We start from the raw sequence: 19,825 nt of genomic DNA, 5'->3' as shown, positions 1-19,825 counted from the left end.
CCAGGGGGTTTCCAGGGACTTCCCTCCGCGTAAGCAGGGAAGGCCCTGACAGCGCTGAAAGACACGAACGCGCTGGTCAGGGCCCGTTTCTCTAGCACTCGATGCTGTTCACCGCGAGCCCGCCGCGCGCTGTCTCCTTGTACTTGACCTACATGTATCCGTAGATGAGCCGACGAGCCGTCATCCTCGATCGGTCTTCTCGACTGCCGCGGCCACACCGTACGCCCTGAGGAGTAGCAACTGGTCCAATACATCTAGGATGTTCGAGCGTTTAGCCGCAGATCTTGCCTGTGCGTGTGCGCGGATCAACAGCTCACCGATCTCGTGAGCGTCGGCGGCCGCACTGGTCGAGAGGTCATCTGCGTCGGCTCCATGCACCGTGATGAACCGCTGGACGCACTTCAGGATCAAGTCGTCGACTCGGTCGATGGCTTGATCCAGGGTGATCAGTAGCTGAGGAAGGGCGTGGCTGAAGGCAGGCGAAGCGATGAGATCGGTGAGCGGCTGTCTGAAGGGTCTCAGCCGTTTGCCACGCAACGCCAGAGCTGTTGTGGCGGCGGCTTCGCGCACCTGTTCTTCGGGGTCGTGGAAGAACTGGCCGAGAGCGCGGTGGGCAATGGGTAGATCGCCGGTGCTTGACAGTCTCTGGGCACACAGTTCGGCAGCTCCTTGCCGCCGTGCGCCGTCCTGGCTGGCGAGAACTTCCTCCAACAGGTCCGGCATGCCCCACTCCATCGCTCCCAGCGCCGCAAGAAGCCCACCTGAGCGCCGGACCGCTTCGTCGGGCGAGCGAAGCATTCGCTCGATGACCGGTCTGGTCGCGACAGGGTTCCCATAGGCCATAGCAACAGTGAGATGCACCACTCGCGGTGAGGCCAGTAGTGAGTCATGCGCTGTCACGAGTACCTGGAACGCCTCGGCTGCCTGGCGCTGCGCATGGCGCATGGAGGCATGGAGTACGTGGGCGACGCAGGCGCGGACGGCGTTGGACGGGTCGGCGGCGAGGCAGCGCAGATGGGGGGCTACCAGAGCGGTGCGGGAACCGTCTGAGTCGTTGATGAGGAGATCCCCCAGGTTTTCGGCGGCGCTCCCGCGCACGGTATTGATCCCGATGAAGTCCAGATCAGCATTGCCGTCCGTTTTCTTGGCATCGTTCGCCGGGTTGCTGGAGCGGAGTGCGCGGTCGAGGAGCAACTCGACCAGATCGAGGGGCGTGGAGGCGAGGTACTTCCGAAGCGGCCATCCGAGCCAGCGATCGTGCTCTTGGTGCTCCAGGCTGGCGAGATGCCGTACTGCGGTGAACACCGGTGTTGGATCGGCGAGTTTTTCAGCCCTTCCCAGGCCGAGGAGGAGTGACGCGCCATAGGCGGGATTGATGTCGCGATTGATCTTCAAGGCGAAACGGGCGAATCGTGCAGGTTGCTCGGCTGCTTGGTTCTCCAGCACCTGGCACTGTTGCCGAGCGCCACCGGTGTGATTGCTCCAGTTGAACGTGTCCTCGCCGTGCTTCTTCATGGCTCGGAGCCATTGGTCGTCGTTCATGTGTCGGGCGGCCTCGACGGCGATGGGCGGCGCGACAATTCCGGCTGTGATGCCGCTCGGTTCCGCTGGTTGGTCTGCGTCGCCGTGACGGCGGCGGAGTTCGCCGAGGCGTCGTGCCCCTCGCTCGGAAAGTCTCTGCTCGGGCAGCGCCGACAGCAGAGTGAACTCGTCCCAGGGTGAGAACTTTTCGTCCGGGGGGAGGCGGAGATGCAGCACCGCTTCTTCGAGCCGGTGGAGGATTTCATTGGGCAGAGAAGCACCTATGGAGCGAAGCACCTGACGCGCTCCCCAAACCGCGTTGGACATGTATCCGGTGAGCAGGCGATGTCGGCCCTGGAGTAGCAGTTCGGCCGACCACAGACCGAGGGCAGCCCCTGCGGAGTGCAGAGCCTCGTAGAGCAGCCACTGTGCTGCGTCGTATGGGGAGTCCGCGAGCCTGTCCAGCAGAGGGCGGGCCAGGGAGGAGTCTTGAGCTGCGACCGACCGCAGCGCTGTGGCAGCACCGTTGAACAGGGCCAGGTCCAGTGTCCTGGCTTCGTCGTCGGGATACCGGAAGGCGAAATGGCCGTCGCGGACGGGCCATCCGTCCCTCACCGGGTGGGCCGTGGCCTCCATGACTCCCAGGAGAACGGGGAGCAGCCGGGCACAGAAGAACGCGGGAGCGCCGACGGAAGCGCTTTTCACCAGTCTCAGGGCGATGTGGTCCCTGCCGAGAAGAGCGATGACTTTACGGCTGTCGTCGAGGCGCAAGGCGTCCGGTTGTTCGGTGAGGTGGGCGGCGAGCAGCTCGACTGCCCACCCCGGCCGCTGCTCGCCGAGATCGCGAACGGAGACCCAGAGCGCACGCTCATACCCCGCGCACTGTCCGGTACGTACCGCGTTCAGGATCAAGTCGAAGAGTTGCCGACTCTCTGCAACCCCGGTGAAACGGGTGATCTCCATCAGCCACAGGGAATACTCCGGATGTGAGTCGTATGGCGCCAGGAGTTCGGCCAGCCGGTCGGAATGTCGCCCGTCGGTACTCGACATGATTCGGAGCGCCCATCTCAACTCCTGCGGGTCGTGGCCTGTCAGCCAGTCCTCGATGGCTCCTTCGGCGTCGGCCCGGCTGAACCAGGCGGCGTTGCTGAGGGAGTACACCAACCGGGGCAGGAACGCGGGTCCGGCGTCCAGTATCCGTGCGACGGCGTCCCACTCCTCGGCCGTCGGTGCGTCCAGGTCGCGGAGCAGCGCCAGTGCCACTTCCTTGATGTGGTAGCGGATGTCTTGGCACATCAGCAGCGCCTCGGTCTCTTCGACGAAGCGCTCCGGCTCCAGTTCCCGCAAATGACCGAGGATTTGCCGTACTTGGCCACGACGGAAAAGCTCTTGCTCACCGCTCGTGAGAAAGGCCACCAGTGTCTGGCGGCGTCTCAGCCAGCCGCGTGCGAACGCGTAGTCGAAAAAGCTTTCGTGGAAGAAAGCCAGATGCTGTCCGTCACGCACCAGAACATGCTCGGATATCAGCACGTCTCCGCTGGCGGAGAGGTCATCGCCGTCGAGAACGGTGTGGGGAACCGACAGCCGCTGCCGCGTGCTGATGGCCTCGGCGACAGTGGTGACCGTCTCGTGGAAGCGTGCGGCTGGATTGCGGCGTAGACACTCTTTCCTTTTACGGTTCCAGAAAGTGTCGAAGAGTTGCCGGATGGTCCGGAACGACAGCGCTCCTTCTTGGTCGGCGACGGAGGCGAGCAGCACCAGATGCAGCGGTGACCGCAGCAGTCGCCTCTGACTCGCGCCGACTTCGGCCGCGTTGAGCCCCATGGCGCCCAAAGCTGCGTTGAGCTGACCGTCCGTAAGATCATCGATGATGACGCGGGTGCAGACGTTCGGATCTGTGAGCTGCCGGATACGGTGGTCGTTGTCGACGTCGAACTTCCGGCAGGCGAGGACGACCCTCATCGTGGGATGGGCGCTTGCCTCACGTACTAGATCAGCCACGGCGTCGAAGGTTTCAGGGATGCGCCCGGACATCACGCTGACGGCGTCGAGTTGATCCACGATCAGTATCGACGGCCTCTCATTCGCCACGGCGGCGAGCGCGGTAACTGGTGACGTCGTCAGACCGATGTTTCGGCCCAGCTCGGTGGTGGTGGAAAAGGTGTCCAGCCGGTCGAGCCGGAATGCGAGAACTGGAGTGGACTCTACGTTGAGTGCTGTGAATGCCTGGTGCAGCACGGCGCTCTTGCCGTCGCCGGCAGAGCCCATGAGCACGGTGAGGCGCCGGTCGCCGCTGGTTCGCTTCGCCAGTTGGACGGCCTCTTGGCGGGGGATGATGGGCTGGAAGAGTTCGCGCTCGACACTTGCGGCCCAGCGCCGGGTGGCTTCACTGACCGAGTCGACCGAGGCCTCGCCGTTCAGTGGGAGCACGCGCCGTAGGCCGTACTCCGGGAGCCGGGCCGTGATAGCCGCAGTATCGAGACGGGTGCCCAGGCTGTCGAGGAGGAGATCGCCGAGCCCGAGGGCGGCGAGACGGCCGGGAGCTCCGCTCAGGACTTGTTCGGCGAGGGTGGCGTTGACCGCGACGACGTCACGCTCGTCAGGCCATTCCACCCACAGCGCGCGCAGCATGTGCCATGCGGATTCTGGGGAGCCGTAGACCGTGGGGGACGCGAGTTCGTCGAATGGGTCGCGCAATCCTTCCGTCAGCCAGTCGCGAATGAAGGAGGCATAGTCGTTAGAGCGGCGGGCCCGGTCGCTGAGCTCCTGGAGCGGGCGGGCAGGCACCACGGAGACGAAATGGAAGTCGTGTCCTGCTTCGGCGTGAGTCCGAAGGTGCCGCCAGATCTCTTTCTTGCCCAGGGACGCCACGTTCCAACTGTTGGCGTTGCGATTCTGCCGCTTGACTTGATGTACCTCGGTCCGGCCACCAAGATGGTAGGCGAATTCAACCCCCTCGCCCAGGAGCCCGTTCGCCTCGACCGTGAGCGACTCACCGCGTCCGAGGAGGACGTACAGCGCATGTCTGATTGTCCAGGCGCCTTCGTAACGGTTCCCGAACTTGTCGGTCTCGCCTCCAGGCCGAGGTGTCACTGGTTCCCCCTTCGCCGCCCACTGGGCGATCTCTGCGTCGTGCGCGGAGTCGCGCAAAACAGCACCGTACTGCCCCTGTCTTCAGAGGCTGCGGTTTACGCCTGTGGCGCACCCCTGACGAGGGGGCTCCACTCCATGCGACTCCGGCTCCAGTGGTGTCGTCGGTCGGTGACACTCCGGGTCGCGTCCGCTTCCTTCCTCGGGCCCCCGCGTGGCTCCCCTTTACTGGCGCGGGTCAGGTCGGCATGGTTTAAGTCTTCGTGGTGATTGGGTGCGGCCGGATTTTGTGACTACCCTCCGACTCACTCATAGGGAGGTGGCAGATGGACCGTCAGTACATAGGGATTTCTGATGCGGCACAGTACCTGGACATGACTGAACGATGGATGTACCGGGAGTCCTTGCGGCATGGGCTGCCAAGGTACTACTTCGGAGGAAAGGTGAAATTCAAGGTCCAGGACCTGGACCGATGGGCGCAGCAGCAGAAGGTTTCCTGAAGGGGCCGGGTGATTACCCGGCCCCTTCTCGCTACAGTCCGTCGTTGAGGATACGTGCAGCCCGTCCGATGGAAGCCGGCATCAAGTGGCGGTAGATGCGGAAGGTCATGTTGATGTTCTTGTGCCCCATCCAGTCAGCCACGTCAGTGATGGGGATCCCTTTCGATAGGCAGTTGGACGCGAAGTAATGGCGCAACGAGTAGGGGTTGAGTTTGCGAGTGATGCCGGCGCGCTTTTTCGCGGCGCTCCACTGGTAGTCGAGAGTCGAGTGTGCCCAGTAAGGGCTTCGCTGCGTTCGGAGCAGGTAGCCGTTGTCGTCGGTTCCGTGCGTGCCCTCGTACCGGAGAATCGACTCTCGGACCGTTGCGGGCATGGGGACTTCTCGGAACTCGCCTGGCTTGCGGTGTTTGAGGCGAGCGGGCTCTCGCGCCACCCCGTCGATTTGCTCTGTGATGCGGTAGGCGTCGTCGGCAACCATCCGCTCCAGATTGGCCGCGTAGGCTTCTCCGTTCCGGTGGCCGCAACCAGACATCAAGTCGATGATGACGCGCAACTCGTCGGTCGCTACTTGTTTGAGAGCGTGTATTTCTGAGAGCGTCGGGATCGTGATCTGCCGGGGTATGTACTCGGGTGGTATGACGCCCGCGAACGGATCTTCAGAGATGCCTCCGCGTCGATGGGCGTCGAGGAGGACCTTCTTGAGGGCGTCGAACGCGTTCTGCTGGGTGGCCAGTCCGACCTCGCGCTCCTCCATCGCCATGATGAAGTCTTCGATGACGGTGGAGCTGAAGGTGTTGATCCTGCGGGATTCCAGTGCCGGAAGGATGTGGTTGTCCAAGAGCTGGTTGGTCGCCCGGATGCTGCCTGCCGCGTAGTGGCGCTGACGGGTCACCCAGGTGCGGGCGTATTCGCCGAAGCGCTGCTTACCCAGCTCGCGCTTGAGCTCGGCTCGCTGACGAGGTGTGCTCTGCTTTTCGTTGTAGAGCTTGGTGAGTCGTTCCAGCGCCTCTCGCTGCGTCGGGTACCCGGTTTCCTCGCGTTGGCGGCCCGTCGCGTCACGAAATCGGATGGAGTATGGATGGGCGCATCCGCTCTGCCGCTTGCAGGTGCAGATCTTGAACGAGCTGCCCATGCCGCGGATGAGTTTGGCCGCCATGTGTGTATCTCCTGACCCATGCTGGGGTTTTGCTGACCTCGTGGCCCTCAGCATGGTCCTGACCTGCGGCCGCACCAAACTGAGGCACGTTGATGAGCATCTTCAAGGGGGCCTCCTCGGTGACTTCCAGTATCGATCGAACCCGGCGAGGCGGCACGGCATACGGCGAGATCGGCGGCGGGGGAGGGAGGGGATCGGGAGGACCGGGCCGGGGGAAAACCGCGCGCCCCCGGCGGGCCGCGTTGGTAGGGTGCGCGGGTCGTGGCGCGGCGTGATACGGCGCCGCCCCGGGGAGAGGGGCGGAGGGCGTATGCGGGCGTCGGAGGTGGCGCGTGCGGTGACCGTGGCCAGGGCGCTCGTCGCCTCGTACGGTCTGCCGGCGGACGGAGCGGCCGTCCTGCACAACTCGAACAAGCTCACCCTGCGCCTGCTGCCCTGTGACGTCCTGGCCCGGGTGGCGCCCGCCGCCGACCGGAGCGCGTACGCCGAGCTCGACCTGGCCCGGCGGCTCGCCGGGGCCGGCTGCCCGGTGGCGGCGCCGGACCCCCGGACGGAGCCCCGCGTCCACGAGCGCGACGGCTTCGTGGTCACGCTCTGGACCTACTACGCGCCGCTCGCCTCCCCGGAGGTCCCGCCCGCCGCGTACGCGCACGCGCTCGCCCGGCTCCACGCCGGTATGCGCACCCTCGACGCCCCGGCAGCCGGGGCCCCGGCCCCCGATCTCCCGGTACCGCACGTCACGGACCGGATCGAGCAGGCCCGGCGGCTCGTGGCGGACCGCGAGCGGACCCCGGCGCTCGCGGCGGCGGACCGGGAACTGCTCGGCGACACCCTGCGGAGCCTGCGCCGGACGGTCACCGGACACGGCGGCCCCGAACAGCTCCTGCACGGCGAGCCCCACCCGGGCAATCTGCTCGCCACGGCGGACGGGCCGCTCTTCATCGACTTCGAGACCTGCTGCCGGGGGCCCGTCGCCTTCGACCTCGCCCACGCGCCCGACGAGGCCGCCGCCTTCTACCCGGAGGTCGACGAGGACCTGCTCCGCGCCTGCCGGCTCCTCGTGCTGACGCTGGTCACCACCTGGCGCTGGGACCGCCACGACCAGTTCCCCGACGGGCGGCGGATGGGAACCGAGTGGCTCGACCGGATCCGGGCGGCCCGCGCGTAACGGCCGTCGACCCCCGGGCCGCGCCCGGATGAACGGGGGGTTTCGCCCGATGGAACCTTCGGGTCCAGGCCCGGTGCGGGCCTTTTCGGTGGAACCCGGGGCCGCGATCGGAGGGATCTTCTTCACCGGAGAAGTCCCCACCGAAGCCCCGCAGAAGCCCCGAAGAAGTCCGCGAGCAGTTCCCAGGAGTCACCCCTTGATACCGAGCGCCCCGTCCGCCGCACCCCCGACCGCCCCGGCGAGCGGCGGATCCGCACCGCCCACCGGAAAACACCTGCGCCTCGACGTCCAGGGGCTGCGCGCGGTCGCCGTCGGGCTGGTGGTGCTCTCCCACTGCGGGGTGGCCGGGTTCGCCGGCGGATATGTCGGCGTCGACGTCTTCTTCGTGATCTCCGGCTGGCTCATCACCTCGCTGCTCCTCCGCGAACTCGCCGCCACCGGACGGGTGTCGGTCCGCTCCTTCTACGCCCGCCGGGCGCTCCGGCTGCTCCCCGCCTCGACCCTGGTCATCGCCGCCACCCTGGCCGGCGCCTGGCTCTTCCTGTCGAAGGCGCGGCTCGCCGAGTACGCGGGCGACGGAGTCGCCGCCGCCCTCTACCTGGTCAACTTCCGGCTGGCGGCGGCCGGTACCGACTATCTCGCCCAGGACAGCCCGCCCTCCCCGTTCCAGCACTTCTGGTCGCTCGCCGTGGAGGAGCAGTTCTATCTGGTGTGGCCGCTGCTCCTGCTGCTCGCCTGGCGGGTCGCCCGGGGACGCCGCCGGCTGGTCGCCGTACCCCTCGCGTTCCTCTGCGCGGGCTCGTTCGCCGCGGGCGTCCTGCTGACGGGGGGCCACGCCCCCTGGGCGTACTTCGCCTCCCTCACCCGCGCCTGGGAGCTGGGCGCGGGCGCGCTCCTCGCGCTGGGCGCCGCCCGGGCGGCCCGGCTGCCCGCCGCTCTCGCCGCCGCGCTGAGCTGGCTCGGCCTGGCCGCGGTCGTCCTCGCCGCGCTCTGGTACGACGACCGGACGCCCTTCCCCGGCCACCACGCCCTCCTGCCCGTCGCCGGCACCCTGCTGGTGCTGGCCGGCGGCTCCACGGCCACCCGGTACGGCGCGGGGTGGCTGCTCGGGCGGCGCCCGATGGTCCGGCTCGGCGGGCTCTCGTACGGCTGGTACCTCTGGCACTGGCCGCTGCTGGTCATCGTGCCGGCCGCGCTGGGCACCGCCGACGGCACCGCCCCCGTGCCGCTCGCCCTCGGGCTCTCCACGGTGGCGCTGGGCCTGGCCTGGGGGACCCTGCGCCTCGTGGAGAACCCGGTCCGCTTCCATCCGGCGCTGCGCCGGACCCCGCGCCGCGCGCTCGCCCTCGGCGCCGTGCTCTCGGCGGGCGCCTCGGTGCTCGCCCTGGTGGCCACCACGGTCCCGCCGACGATCGAGGTGGGCGGCCCGGCGCCCGCGCTGGCGCGGAGCCTGGCCGAGGCACCGGACCCGGAGGCACGCCTCGCCGGACTCCTCGCCGCCTCCCCGGCCGCCCTGCCCCGTAACCTCGCACCGCCCCTGCCCCGGGTGAAGTCCGCCCGCTCCGCGCTCTACCGGGACGGCTGCCACGCCGACTACGCCACCACCCGCCCCCGCCCCTGCGTCTACGGGGACCGCGCCGCCACCCGTACGGTCGTCCTCTTCGGAGACTCCCACGCCGCCCAGTGGTTCCCCGCCCTGCACCGCCTCGCCGCCGCGCGCGGCTGGAAACTCGTCTCGCTGACGAAGGCCTCCTGCAAGGTCGCCGAGGTGACCATCGTCGCCAACCACCAGCCGTACACCGCCTGCGACACCTGGCGGTCCCAGGCCCTGGCGGAGATCGCGGCGCTCCGCCCGGAGCTGGTCCTCGTCTCCTCGTCGGACGCCGGCGACCCGGCCCGCCCCACCGGCGACCCGCTCCGCCAGTGGACCGACGGCTTCGCCCGCACCTTCCGCGCCCTGGCCGCCGACGGGGCCGAGGTCGCGGCCCTGCTCGACACCCCGTGGCCCCAGGGGGACCCGGTCGACTGCGCCGCCAGGAACTCCCTCCAACTGCACGCCTGCGCCAACCACATACCGGACGCCATCCGCGACCCGGCCCGCGGCGCCGCCCTGCGCGCCGCCGCCACGGAGACCGCCACCACCGTCGTCGACCCCACCCGCTGGCTCTGCGCGCCCCGCACCCGGATCTGCCCGGTGGTCGTCGCCGACACCGCCGTCTACCGCGACGACAGCCACCTCACGGAGGCGTACGCCGAGGCCCTGACCCCGCTGCTCGCCCCGGAACTCGATCGCCTCATGGGGACGGCCTAGGTCCTGTCGTCCGGGTCCGGGCCCTTCGACAGCTACCGGCGCCCGTCGACCAGGCCCGACTCCCAGGCCCAGGCGGCGATCTCCACCCGGTTGCGGGCGGGCAGCTTGGTCTGCACGTTGGCGAGGTGGGTCTTCACCGTGCCCAGCGAGATGGTGAGTTCGGCGGCGATCTCCGCGTTGGTCAGCCCCCGGGCCACCAGCCGCACCTGGTCCTCCTCCCGCGCGGAGAGCGCCGTCTGCGGCGGCCGGGGCGCGGGCCCCGACGCCCCGCTCCCCGAGCTCCCCGCCGAGGCGGTGGAACAGGGGCAGGGCGCCCTCTTCCTCACCAGCTCCGGAGAGCGCCTCGACTGGACCACCTGCCTCGACCAGATGGAGAACGAAAGGGCACGCGCCGCCTGCCTGGAGGCGAAGCAGGTCATCGGCCGCTCCGTCGACTACCTTCAGGTCTCCCAGATGCAGCCGATGCAGTGGCTCGGCGCCGGGATCATGCTCGCCGCCACCGTGCTCGTCGCCGCCTTCATCCTCACCTGGGGCCGCAAGCGCCTCCTGTAGGCCCGGGGGACGGCCTCGGCGCCTCGCGCTCCACGGAGCCGCCCCGCCGCTCCGTGGTGTCGCCCCGCCGGTGGGGCAGGGGCCGGTTAGATTCCGGCCCATGAACGCCACCGGACCGCTCGCCGCCCTCCGCCGCGCCCTCGGTCCGGGCCACCGTGCCGCCCCCGTCCCCGTCCCCGGGGACCGCCCGGTGGCCCTGGTGTACCGGGGGCGCACCCGGGAGGACCGGGACTGCGCCGACACCGTGGTCGGCCTGCTGGCGGAAGGCCCCTGGGGGCTCGACGTCCGTACGACCGGACCCAAGGGCGACCTCCCGCTCTCCGCCGCCACCCTCGCCACGGCCCATCTGTACGCCCAGCCCGGCGGCGGCGACCTGACCCCCGCGTACCGGCGGCTCGAACCCCACCGGCAGGCGATCCGCGACTTCGTCCACGGGGGCGGCCGGTACCTGGGGTTCTGCCTCGGCGGCTATCTCGCGGGGCACGAGGAGGGGTTCGGCCTGCTCTCCGGCGATGTCGGCCAGTACATCGCCACGGACGGCGCCACCGTCCGCACCGAGGACGACACCCTGGTCGACGTCGCCTGGCGGGGCCGCCCCCGCACCCTCTATTTCCAGGACGGCGCGTATTTCACCCCCGCCCCCGGGAGCACGGTCCTCGCCACGTACCCCAGCGGCCGCGTCGCCGCCCTCGTCGCCCCCTGCGGGACCGGCCGCGTCGCCGTCGTGGGCCCCCACCCGGAGGCGACCAGGGACTGGTTCGACGACGCGGCACTGCCCTTCCAGAACACCCGCGACCTGGCGGCCGACCTGGTCGGTGCCGTACTGGACGCGGGTACGGCACCGGACGACTAGCCGCGCGGGGCGCGCGGGGCGTGCGGGGTGTGCGAGGCAGGGGCCGGGGCGCGGCGGGCGGCGGTGGCCCGTTCGACGCCGTACGCCAGCCCCAGCATGTCCGCCTCGTGGTACGGGAGCGCCATCAGCTCCAGCCCGACCGGGAGCCCGTCGGTGGTGAACCCGGCCGGGACGGTGACGGAGGGCATCAGGAACTGCGAGGCGATCACCGTGTTGGTCGGGAACTCCAGACAGGTCCACCGCGAGGCGAGGACATCGGCGTGGGACGGGGCGGCGATCCGTACATCGGGGAAGCAGAGCGCGTCGACCCCGTGCGCGGCCATGACACCGATGATCTCGCGCTGGAACCGCTCGCGGGCCGCGAGCCGCCGGGGGTACTCGGGATCGTCGTCCGGGTGGGCCGGGCCGGTCGCGATGCCGGCGAAGAGGTCGAGGTTGGGGTGGGCGAGGCCGTCCTCGTACACCTGGGCGACCGAGGTGGCCTGGATGCCGGGGCGGCCGGCCAGGAACGCGTCCAGGTCGGCGCGGGAGCGCGAGAAGTACACCGACGTATAGGCGACGTAGTGGTCCAGCTCGGGGATCTCCACATCGACCAGTTCGGCCCCGGCCGCCGCGATCCGTTCGAGGGCGGCGGCGATCACGGTGTTCACCGCCTCGGCCTCGGGGTCGCCGGCGTCGCCGAACGCCTGCCGGAGCACCCCGATCCGGGCCCCGCGCAGCGCGTCCGGGGCGAGCGCGTCGCGGTAGGTGCTCCGGTTCCGGGCGGAGCGGTCCCCGGCGGCCCGGTTCGCCGCGATCGCCGCCGTGGCGGTGTACGGGTCGGCCGGGTCGTATCCGGCGAGCACATCGAGCAGGAGCGCGGCGTCGGTGACGGTCCTGGTCATCGGGCCCGGCGTGTCCTGCGTCTCCACCAGCGGGGACATCCCGGCCCGGCTGATGAGGCCCGGGGTCACCCGTACGCCGACGAGGTTGCAGAAGGACGCGGGGAGCCGGATCGAGCCGCCGGTGTCCTCGCCGATGCCCACGGTCGCCAGATTGGCGGCGACCGCCGTGGCCGTACCGCTGCTGGAGCCGCCCGCGTCGCGGTCGAGGGCATAGGGGTTGCGGGTCAGGCCGCTGACCGAGGAGGTCGAGTGCCAGGAGGTGGCGAAGTCCGGCATGGTCGTCTTGGCCAGGATGACCGCGCCCGCCTCCCGCAGCGCGGAGACGATCGTCGCGTCGCGCTCCGGGACATGCTCCCGCGCGGTCTGCGAGCCGTACGTGGTGGTCAGCCCGGCGGTCTCGATCTGGTCCTTCAGCACGACCGGGATGCCGTGCAGCGGACCGGCGAACTCGCCCGTGGCCCGGAGCCGTTCGTCCAGGGCGTCGGCGTCGGCGAGCGCGGCGGCGTTGACGGCGAGCACCGAGTTCAGCCCGGGACCGCCGCCGCCGACGGTGTCTAGGGCGGCGATCCGGTCGAGATACGCCCGCACCAGGGCGCGGGCGGTGAGCGTACCGGCCCGGTAGGCGGCGTGGACATCGGCGACGGTGGCCTCGTCGAGGGTGAACCGGTCGCTGGTCGGCTGGGTCGTCCGGTCGGTCATGGCGTGCTCCCGTGCTTCGGGTGAAGGGACTTGGAGGAGGGGAGGGAATGCGGAGGAGGGGGGAGAGGAGGGGGAGAGGAGGCGGAGGAGGGGCGGAGGGACCGCCGCGCCCGGGGCGGGTTCAGCCGAGGGCGCTGAGCGGCCGTACGGCGACGTCGTGCGCGGCGAGGGCCTCGCGCACCGCCCGCGCGGTCGCGGCGGCGTCGGGCGCGTCGCTGTGCAGACAGAGGGTGCGGGCGTGGACCGGGACGGCGGAACCGTCCGTCGCCTCGACGGTGTGCCCGGTCGCCATCCGTACGGCGCGCCGCGCCACCAGCTCCGGTGGCCGGGGCTCCTTGGTCCGCTCCAGGACGAGACCGCCGTCGGGCGCGTACGCGAGGTCGGGGAAGCCCTCGGGCTCCACCCGCACCCCGTACGCGGCGAGGACCGGCTCGGCGAAGCGCGCGTCCAGGAGGAAGAGCCGGAGCGCCGGGCCGACGGCGGCCGTGGCGCGGGCGATCGCCTCGGCCAGGGCCCGGTCGGTGCTGGCCATCACATAGAGCGCGCCGTGCGGCTTGACATGGGTGAGCGTGGTGCCCGCGGCGCGGGCGAACCCGGCGACCGCGCCGATCTGGTAGAGAGCGAGGTCGTACGCCTCCTGGGCGGAGATCTCCATCCGGCGGCGGCCGAAGCCGACCAGGTCGGGCAGGGCCACATGGGCGCCGATGTCCAGCCCGTGCCCGGCCGCCAGGTCGACGGTGGCGCGGAGCGTGGACGGGTCGCCCGCGTGGAACCCGGCGGCGACGTTCACGGTGGTGACCAGCTCCATCAGCTCGGCGTCGGCCGGCATCCGCCAGCGGCCGAAACCCTCGCCGATGTCGCAGTTCAGGTCGGTGGAGACCAGCGGAGACGGGTGCATCGCGTGCTGCCTTTCGTGGCCGCCGTACGGGCGGGCGGCGGGGCGCGGCGCCCGGCGGGCAGGCGGGCGGCGGTAGCCTGGGACGGCGGACGATCAGTCCGACATCCAATGTCTAACATTGGACACTAGTGGCTTTCCGGTGTCACGCAAGTGTGCCGCCGGTAACGAACAGATCTCGGTGACCGGTGGTCTCGCCGGTCTCCCTGATCTCGGTGAAGGAGGGGTCCGTGGGGGAGGCGAACACGTCCGTGTTCACACCCGTGGCGCTGACCAGGCGGGACGCGTCCGGGCAGATCGCGAAACAGCTCCGGGGCGCGATCCTCGCCGGACAGTGGGAGCCGGGGGACCGGCTGCCGACCGAGCTGGAGCTCGCGGCGGCCTTCGACGTCTCCCGGGGCACGGCCCGCGAGGCGCTGAAACTGCTCTACGCGAGCGGTCTGACCACCTCCGTCCGGGGCAGCGCGGGCGGGACCTATGTGGTGGTGCCCGCCGCCGAGGACGTCGCCTCCCGGCTCAGCGAGGCGATCATGCTCTGGTTCCGGGCGGGCGATGTCTCCGTCGGCGAGGTCGACGAGGCGCGGATGGCCCTGGAGCTCCAGTGCGTGGCGCTGGCCGCGGAACGCCGTACCGAGGAGGACCTCGCGGCGATGGCGGCGCCTCTCGCCCGCGCCCAGGAACCGGGGCTGGACATGGCCGCGTGGCTCGCCACCGACCTCGAATTCCACACCGCCATCACCCGCTCGTCCGGCAACCGCATCCTCGAACTCGCCATGACCTCGGTGCACCTGGTCCGCCCGCTCACCAACACGGTCTTCGTCGGGCTCCTCGACCGCGACCTCGTCCAGGCCCAGCACACGGCGCTGTACGAGGCGATCCGCGCCCGGAGCCCCGAGGACGCCCGCGCCCGCCTCCACGACCATGTCGGCTACCTGGACGAGGTACGGGCCCGGGCGCTCGCCGAGCGCGGGGTGAGCGAGGTCCCGATCGCCAGCCTGCTCCCCGAGGAGCGTCCCGAGGGCGCCCCGGGCCCGGGGCGGGTCTGAGCGGCGCCCCCGCGGCGGACCCGCCGGCCGCGCTCATCCCCGGTGGCCCGGCTCCTCCCGCCGCGCCACCGGGTAGGGGACGAAGGTGCTGGTGTGCTCGTCGATGGCGAGCGGCTGGCCCAGGGGGGCCACCGCGCGCTGGGGGCAGTCCAGGCGTTCGCAGATCCGGCACCCCATGCCGATCGGCGTGGCGGCGGAGGCGTTGGCCAGGTCCAGGCCGTCGGAGTAGACCAGCCGGGCGGCGTGCCGGATCTCGCACCCCAGACCGATGGCGAAGGTCTTCCCCGGATCGCCCCAGCCGCCCCGGTGCCGGGTGACCGCGCGGGCCGTCCACAGATAGCGCTGGCCGTCCGGCATCGCGGCGATCTGCACATGGATCCGGCCGGGCGCCGCGAACGCCTCGTACACGTTCCACAGCGGACAGGTGCCGCCCGCGCGGGAGAAGTGGAAGCCGGTCGCGGACTGCCGCTTCGACATGTTCCCGGCCCGGTCGACCCGGACGAAGGAGAACGGCACCCCGCGCAGCCGGGGCCGCTGGAGGGTGGAGAGGCGGTGGCAGACCGTCTCGTAGCCGAGGCCGAAGCGGTCGGTGAGGCGCTCGATGTCGTACCGCGCCTCCTCCGCCGCCGTGTGGAAGGCGCGGTACGGCAGGATCAGCGCCGCCGCGACATAGTTGGCCACCCCGATCCGGGCCAGCGGCCAGGCGGGGGAGTCCTCCGCGTAGTCCTCCGAGGCGAGCGCCGAGATCTCGGGCCCGAATTCGAGCAGGGCGAGCTGGGTGGCCATCCGGAACGCCTGCTGGCCGGGGCGGAGCCGGGCCGAGATCCGCAGCACGCGCCCGGCGGCGTCGAAGTGGTGGAGCCGGTCGCCCAGTCCGCCGCACTCCCGGGCCAGCCGCACCCCGTGCCGTTCGGCGAGCCGGGACCCGAGCACCGGGATCACCTCGCCGGGGCGTATCCCCAGCTCCCGGGCGAGCTCCTCGGCGGCCAGGTCGGCCTCGTGCAGATAGTTCTGGCGGCGGTAGAAGAACTCGCGGATCTCCTCGTGCGGGGAGCGCGGCAGCTCCGCACCGGCCCCGCCACGGTGTTCGGCGACCTCCGCGAGCCGCTCGGTCAGCGCGTGGTTGCGGCGGCCCAGATCGAGCAGGACCGCGGCGACCGTGGGCAACCGGGAGGCCAGTTCGGCGAGTTCGGCGGGCGACACCCGGCCCGCTGTGACCTCGTCGGCCAGCGCCTCCCGCAGATCGGCCAGGGTCCGCGCGCTGTCCCGCGCCGAGAAGAAGCCCGGGTCCACCCCGAACGACTCGGTCAGCCGGAGCAGTACGGGGACGGTCAGCGGCCGGGAGTCGTGTTCCATCTGGTTGAGGTAGCTCGGCGAGATGGCGAGGAGACGGGCCAGCTCGGCCTGGCTCAGCCGGCGCTCCTCGCGCAGCCTGCGCAGTCTCGCCCCGGCGTAGATCCTGCCCACCGCATACCTCCCGGTCGTCGCCCGCCCCCGCCGATCCGGGGAAGTGTAGGTGCGGAAGCGCCTCGCGGAGCCTTCGCAGACTTGGCAATTCCGGGGCCGAAGATTGGCAGAACGTGACATACATCCTCTCTTGATGGCACTCAGTGTCACTGTCAGAGTCGTTGTACGGCCTGAAGGGGCGCGATCTCCCGGCCGGATTTACGATCAGACAAGGCACTCAGTGTCAGGTGTTCGCAGGCTTTACGGGACACCTGGGACCCCGAGACCCCCGGAGGCGGCCATGGCACAGGAACGAGCACAGGCGCGAGCGGAGCAGCAGGCGGCCGACGCCGCCGCACTGGCCCACCGCTGGGCCACCGACCCGCGCTGGGCGGGCATCGAACGCACCTACACCGCCGAGGACGTCCTGCGGCTCTCCGGCACCGTCCGGGAGGAGCACACCCTCGCCCGGCGCGGCGCCGAGCGGCTCTGGCGCCAGCTCCACACGCAGGAGTACATCCACGCGCTCGGCGCGCTCACCGGCGGCCAGGCGGTGCAGCAGGTCAGGGCCGGACTCCAGGCCATCTACCTCTCCGGCTGGCAGGTCGCCGCCGACGCCAACCAGGCCGGCCACACCTACCCCGACCAGAGCCTCTACCCGGTCAACTCCGTTCCCCAGGTGGTCCGCCGCATCAACAACGCGCTGCTCCGCGCCGACCAGATCGCCACCGCCGAGGGCGGCACCGACCCCACCGACTGGCTCGCCCCGATCGTCGCCGACGCCGAGGCCGGGTTCGGCGGCCCGCTCAACGCCTTCGAACTCACCAAGGCGATGATCGCGGCCGGCGCCGCCGGCATCCACTACGAGGACCAGCTCGCCTCCGAGAAGAAGTGCGGCCACCTCGGCGGGAAGGTCCTCGTCCCCACCGCCCAGCACATCCGCACCCTCAACGCGGCCCGGCTCGCCGCCGACATCGCCGATGTCCCCACCCTCATCGTGGCCCGCACCGACGCGCTCGCCGCGAACCTGCTCACCAGCGACGTCGACGAGCGCGACGCCCAATTCACCACCGGCGAGCGCACCGCCGAGGGGTTCCACCGGGTCCGTAACGGCATGGCGCCCGTCATCGCCCGCGCCCTCGCCTACGCGCCCTACTCCGACCTCATCTGGGTCGAGACCGGCACCCCCGACCTCGCCCAGGCCCGCGAGTTCGCCGAGGCGGTCCACGCCCACCACCCCGACCAGATGCTCGCCTACAACTGCTCGCCCTCCTTCAACTGGCGGGCGGCGCTCGACGACGACCAGATCGCCAAGTTCCAGCGGGAGCTGGGCGCGATGGGCTACCGCTTCCAGTTCATCACGCTGGCCGGATTCCACTCCCTCAACCACGCCATGTTCGATCTCGCGCGCGGCTACGCCGAACACGGCATGACCGCCTATGTCGACCTCCAGGAGAAGGAGTTCGCCGCGCAGCGGGACGGCTTCACCGCCGTCAAGCACCAGCGCGAGGTCGGCACCGGCTACTTCGACCAGGTCTCCACCGCCGTCAACCCGGCCTCCTCCACCACCGCCCTGGCCGGCTCCACCGAGGCCGAGCAGTTCCACTGAGCCCCGGCGGTACGGGTACCACGCGTACGCGCCGATCCGGTACGCGCCGATCCCGTACGAGCGCCACCCGCCGACGGGCCCCGGGGGACGCCCCTTCCCCGGGGCCCGCGCCGCAGCACACCGCACACACCACCCTCACCGCTTCCGCTCTCCGCCGAGGAGACCCCGTGACCTCCACGCCCACCACCGCGCCCCGCACCCACCCCACCGCCCCCACGGCCCCCGCCCCGGCCGGCCGGGTCCAGGTGCTCGGCCCGCCCGGCGACCGCCACGACGAGATCCTCACCCCCGAGGCCCTCGCGTTCCTCGGCCGCCTCGACGCCGCGTTCGCCGCGCGCCGCGCCGACCTGCTCACCGAGCGCCGCCGCCGCGCCGACCGGCTCCGTACCGGAACCCCCCTCGGCTTCCCGCTCGCCACCGCCGCCGTCCGCGCCGACACCCGCTGGCGGGTCGCCCCGCCCGCGCCCGGACTGCTGGACCGCCGGGTGGAGATCACCGGACCGCCCGAACGCCGGATGGCGGTCAACGCCCTCAACTCCGGGGCGAACGTCTGGATGGCCGACTTCGAGGACGCCACCGCGCCCACCTGGGAGAACCTGATCTCCGGCCAGCTCACCCTGCTCGACGCCGTGCACGGGCGGCTCGACTTCACCACCCCCGAGGGCCGCCGCTACCGGCTGGGCCCCGACCCCGCCACCCTCGTCGTCCGCCCCCGGGGCTGGCATCTCACCGAGCGCCACCTCACCATCGGAGGACGCCCCCTCGCCGCCTCCCTCGTCGACTTCGGCCTGCACTTCTTCCACTGCGCGCGCCGCCGCACCGAGACCGGCACCGGCCCCTACTTCTACCTGCCCAAGCTGGAGAACCGGTACGAGGCCCGGCTCTGGAACGACGTCTTCGTCCTCGCCCAGGACCTCCTCGGGATCCCGCAGGGCACGGTCCGCGCCACCGTCCTCATCGAGACGATCACCGCGGCGTACGAGATGGAGGAGATCCTCTACGAGCTGCGCGCGCACAGCTCCGGACTGAACGCGGGCCGCTGGGACTATCTCTTCAGCCTGATCAAGAACTTCGGCCACCGCCCCGACTTCGTCCTCCCCGACCGGGCCAAGGTCACCATGACCGCGCCCTTCCTCCGCGCCTACACCGATCTGCTGGTGCGCACCTGCCACCGGCGCGGCGCCCATGCCATCGGCGGCATGGCGGCCCAGATCCCCGGCCGGGACCCCGGCGCCCGCGAGGCCGCGCTCGCCACCGTACGGCTCGACAAGGAGCGCGAGGCCGAGGACGGTTTCGACGGCTCCTGGGTCGCCCACCCCGGCCTCGTCCCGGTCTGCCGTACGGCCTTCGACGCGGTCCTCGACGGCCGCCCCCACCAGCTCGACCGCGCCCGCGACGACGTTACGGTCACCGCCCGTGACCTGGTCGCCGTCGCACGGACCACCGGCCCGCCCACCCCGGAGGGCGTCCGCTCCAACATCGCCGTCGCGCTGCGCTACTACGACGCCTGGCTCCGGGGCCACGGCGCCGTCGCGCTCAACGGGCTGATGGAGGACGCGGCCACCGCCGAGATCGCCCGGGTCCAGATCTGGCAGTGGCTGCGGCACGGCGCGGTCGGCCGCGCCACCGTCACCGCTCTCCTCGACTCCGAGTGCGCGGCGCTCGCCGCGGAACACCCCGGAGCCAGAACCGCCGAGGTCAGGGCCGTCTTCGAGCGGACCGCACTCGCCCGGGAACTGCCCGCCTTCTTCACCAACGACGCCTACGAACGCCATCTCGTCCAGATCCCCGCGAGCCGTCTCCGGGACGGGACTTCGGATCTCTCGGCTAGGCTGGAGGGCGCAACAGGTTCGCCCTGCCCGCCAGGCAGGACGTCGTAAGAGGGAACCCGGTGAGAATCCGGGACTGCCCCGCAGCGGTATGTGGGAACGACCGCCGTCATACGCACTGGACCCGCCCGGGTCCGGGAAGCGACGGCCAGTAGGTGTCCCGTGGCCTTCGGCCACCGGACGGGCCCACGAGTCCGAAGACCTGCCCGTTGCCCGCACGCGGACCGTCGCGTGCGGACACCCCGGTGACCTCGTGGGCGGGTCGG

General features: G+C 70.9%; 13 protein-coding genes, 1 pseudogene and 1 riboswitch. Of the genes and pseudogenes, 8 read left to right on the top strand and 6 right to left on the bottom strand.

The genetic code is table 11. The features are described 5' to 3' along the window. Positions 1 to 180 precede the first annotated feature (180 nt). A complete protein-coding gene (locus tag AB0O07_RS07985) occupies positions 181 to 4,671 on the bottom strand; it encodes a hypothetical protein (RefSeq protein WP_365628753.1) in 4,491 nt (1,496 codons plus the stop codon). A 266-nt stretch (positions 4,672 to 4,937) separates the two neighbouring features. Between AB0O07_RS07985 and AB0O07_RS07980 the strand changes: the two genes are divergently transcribed. Beyond that, positions 4,938 to 5,111 carry a helix-turn-helix domain-containing protein gene (locus AB0O07_RS07980; protein ID WP_365628750.1) on the top strand — a complete coding sequence of 58 codons (174 nt, stop codon included), beginning with the start codon at positions 4,938 to 4,940 and terminating at the stop codon, positions 5,109 to 5,111. Between the two features lie 31 nt (positions 5,112 to 5,142). On the opposite strand, the gene AB0O07_RS07975 is transcribed toward AB0O07_RS07980, so the two are convergent. Next, positions 5,143 to 6,267 (bottom strand): tyrosine-type recombinase/integrase, encoded by a 1,125-nt coding sequence (locus tag AB0O07_RS07975; RefSeq protein WP_365628747.1) that lies wholly within the window; start codon positions 6,265 to 6,267, stop codon positions 5,143 to 5,145. Positions 6,268 to 6,577: 310 nt separating this feature from the next. Here AB0O07_RS07975 and AB0O07_RS07970 point away from each other — a divergent pair, with 310 nt between their 5' ends. Both AB0O07_RS07970 and AB0O07_RS07965 read left to right on the top strand, forming a co-directional pair. Further along, positions 6,578 to 7,435: an aminoglycoside phosphotransferase family protein gene (locus tag AB0O07_RS07970; RefSeq protein ID WP_365628744.1), complete on the top strand. Its 858-nt coding sequence runs from the start codon at positions 6,578 to 6,580 to the stop codon at positions 7,433 to 7,435. Between the two features lie 196 nt (positions 7,436 to 7,631). Further along, entirely contained in the window at positions 7,632 to 9,746 is a 2,115-nt protein-coding gene (locus AB0O07_RS07965; RefSeq protein ID WP_365628741.1) for an acyltransferase family protein, read from the top strand. A gap of 32 nt (positions 9,747 to 9,778) precedes the next feature. Here AB0O07_RS07965 and AB0O07_RS07960 read toward each other — a convergent pair. Beyond that, positions 9,779 to 9,976: pseudogene (locus AB0O07_RS07960) on the bottom strand (LuxR C-terminal-related transcriptional regulator); the annotation flags it as partial. On the opposite strand from AB0O07_RS07960, the gene AB0O07_RS07955 reads away from it, so the two are divergent. Next, positions 9,924 to 10,298: a hypothetical protein gene (locus tag AB0O07_RS07955; protein WP_365630405.1), complete on the top strand. Its 375-nt coding sequence runs from the start codon at positions 9,924 to 9,926 to the stop codon at positions 10,296 to 10,298. The pseudogene AB0O07_RS07960 and the gene AB0O07_RS07955 sit on opposite strands and share 53 nt — an antisense overlap. A 100-nt stretch (positions 10,299 to 10,398) precedes the next feature. Then, entirely contained in the window at positions 10,399 to 11,151 is a 753-nt protein-coding gene (locus AB0O07_RS07950) for a BPL-N domain-containing protein (protein WP_365628738.1), read from the top strand. Here the strand turns inward: AB0O07_RS07950 and AB0O07_RS07945 are convergent. Together AB0O07_RS07945 and AB0O07_RS07940 are read right to left on the bottom strand one after the other, a co-directional pair. Continuing rightward, positions 11,148 to 12,734 (bottom strand): amidase, encoded by a 1,587-nt coding sequence (locus tag AB0O07_RS07945; RefSeq protein WP_365628735.1) that lies wholly within the window; start codon positions 12,732 to 12,734, stop codon positions 11,148 to 11,150. The genes AB0O07_RS07950 and AB0O07_RS07945 overlap by 4 nt on opposite strands. Positions 12,735 to 12,855: 121 nt before the next feature. After that, positions 12,856 to 13,632 carry a 5-oxoprolinase subunit PxpA gene (locus AB0O07_RS07940; RefSeq protein WP_365628732.1) on the bottom strand — a complete coding sequence of 259 codons (777 nt, stop codon included), beginning with the start codon at positions 13,630 to 13,632 and terminating at the stop codon, positions 12,856 to 12,858. A 227-nt stretch (positions 13,633 to 13,859) separates the two neighbouring features. On the opposite strand from AB0O07_RS07940, the gene AB0O07_RS07935 reads away from it, so the two are divergent. Continuing rightward, on the top strand, positions 13,860 to 14,675 hold the full coding sequence (locus tag AB0O07_RS07935; protein WP_365628729.1) for an FCD domain-containing protein: 816 nt from the start codon (positions 13,860 to 13,862) through the stop codon (positions 14,673 to 14,675). Between the two features lie 33 nt (positions 14,676 to 14,708). Here AB0O07_RS07935 and AB0O07_RS07930 read toward each other — a convergent pair whose 3' ends face one another. Further along, the gene (locus AB0O07_RS07930) at positions 14,709 to 16,142 is read right to left on the bottom strand and encodes a short-chain fatty acyl-CoA regulator family protein (protein ID WP_365628726.1); all 1,434 of its coding nucleotides are present in this window, start codon (positions 16,140 to 16,142) and stop codon (positions 14,709 to 14,711) included. A 280-nt stretch (positions 16,143 to 16,422) separates the two neighbouring features. Here AB0O07_RS07930 and aceA point away from each other — a divergent pair, with 280 nt between their 5' ends. Both aceA and aceB read left to right on the top strand, forming a co-directional pair. Continuing rightward, a complete protein-coding gene (aceA, locus tag AB0O07_RS07925; RefSeq protein ID WP_365628723.1) occupies positions 16,423 to 17,730 on the top strand; it encodes an isocitrate lyase in 1,308 nt (435 codons plus the stop codon). A 245-nt stretch (positions 17,731 to 17,975) separates the two neighbouring features. Beyond that, positions 17,976 to 19,610, top strand: coding sequence for a malate synthase A (gene aceB, locus AB0O07_RS07920; RefSeq protein ID WP_365630255.1), 1,635 nt, complete (start codon positions 17,976 to 17,978; stop codon positions 19,608 to 19,610). Beyond that, a riboswitch (cobalamin riboswitch) is annotated at positions 19,608 to 19,763 on the top strand. It overlaps the preceding gene by 3 nt. Positions 19,764 to 19,825 lie beyond the last annotated feature (62 nt).

It is taken from the genome of Streptomyces sp. NPDC093085 (assembly GCF_040683935.1).
In the GTDB taxonomy this organism is placed as follows: domain Bacteria; phylum Actinomycetota; class Actinomycetes; order Streptomycetales; family Streptomycetaceae; genus Streptomyces.
This window is presented reverse-complemented; position numbering and strand designations above follow the sequence as displayed.

Excerpts from the sequence above, each read along its gene's own strand:
- AB0O07_RS07975 (WP_365628747.1), bottom strand. The coding sequence starts at position 6,267 with ATGGCGGCCAAACTCATCCGCGGCATGGGCAGCTCGTTCAAGATCTGC.
- AB0O07_RS07950 (WP_365628738.1), top strand. The coding sequence starts at position 10,399 with ATGAACGCCACCGGACCGCTCGCCGCCCTCCGCCGCGCCCTCGGTCCG.
- AB0O07_RS07970 (WP_365628744.1), top strand. The coding sequence starts at position 6,578 with ATGCGGGCGTCGGAGGTGGCGCGTGCGGTGACCGTGGCCAGGGCGCTC.
- aceA (WP_365628723.1), top strand. The coding sequence starts at position 16,423 with ATGGCACAGGAACGAGCACAGGCGCGAGCGGAGCAGCAGGCGGCCGAC.
- AB0O07_RS07940 (WP_365628732.1), bottom strand. The coding sequence starts at position 13,632 with ATGCACCCGTCTCCGCTGGTCTCCACCGACCTGAACTGCGACATCGGC.
- AB0O07_RS07945 (WP_365628735.1), bottom strand. The coding sequence starts at position 12,734 with ATGACCGACCGGACGACCCAGCCGACCAGCGACCGGTTCACCCTCGAC.
- AB0O07_RS07980 (WP_365628750.1), top strand. The coding sequence starts at position 4,938 with ATGGACCGTCAGTACATAGGGATTTCTGATGCGGCACAGTACCTGGAC.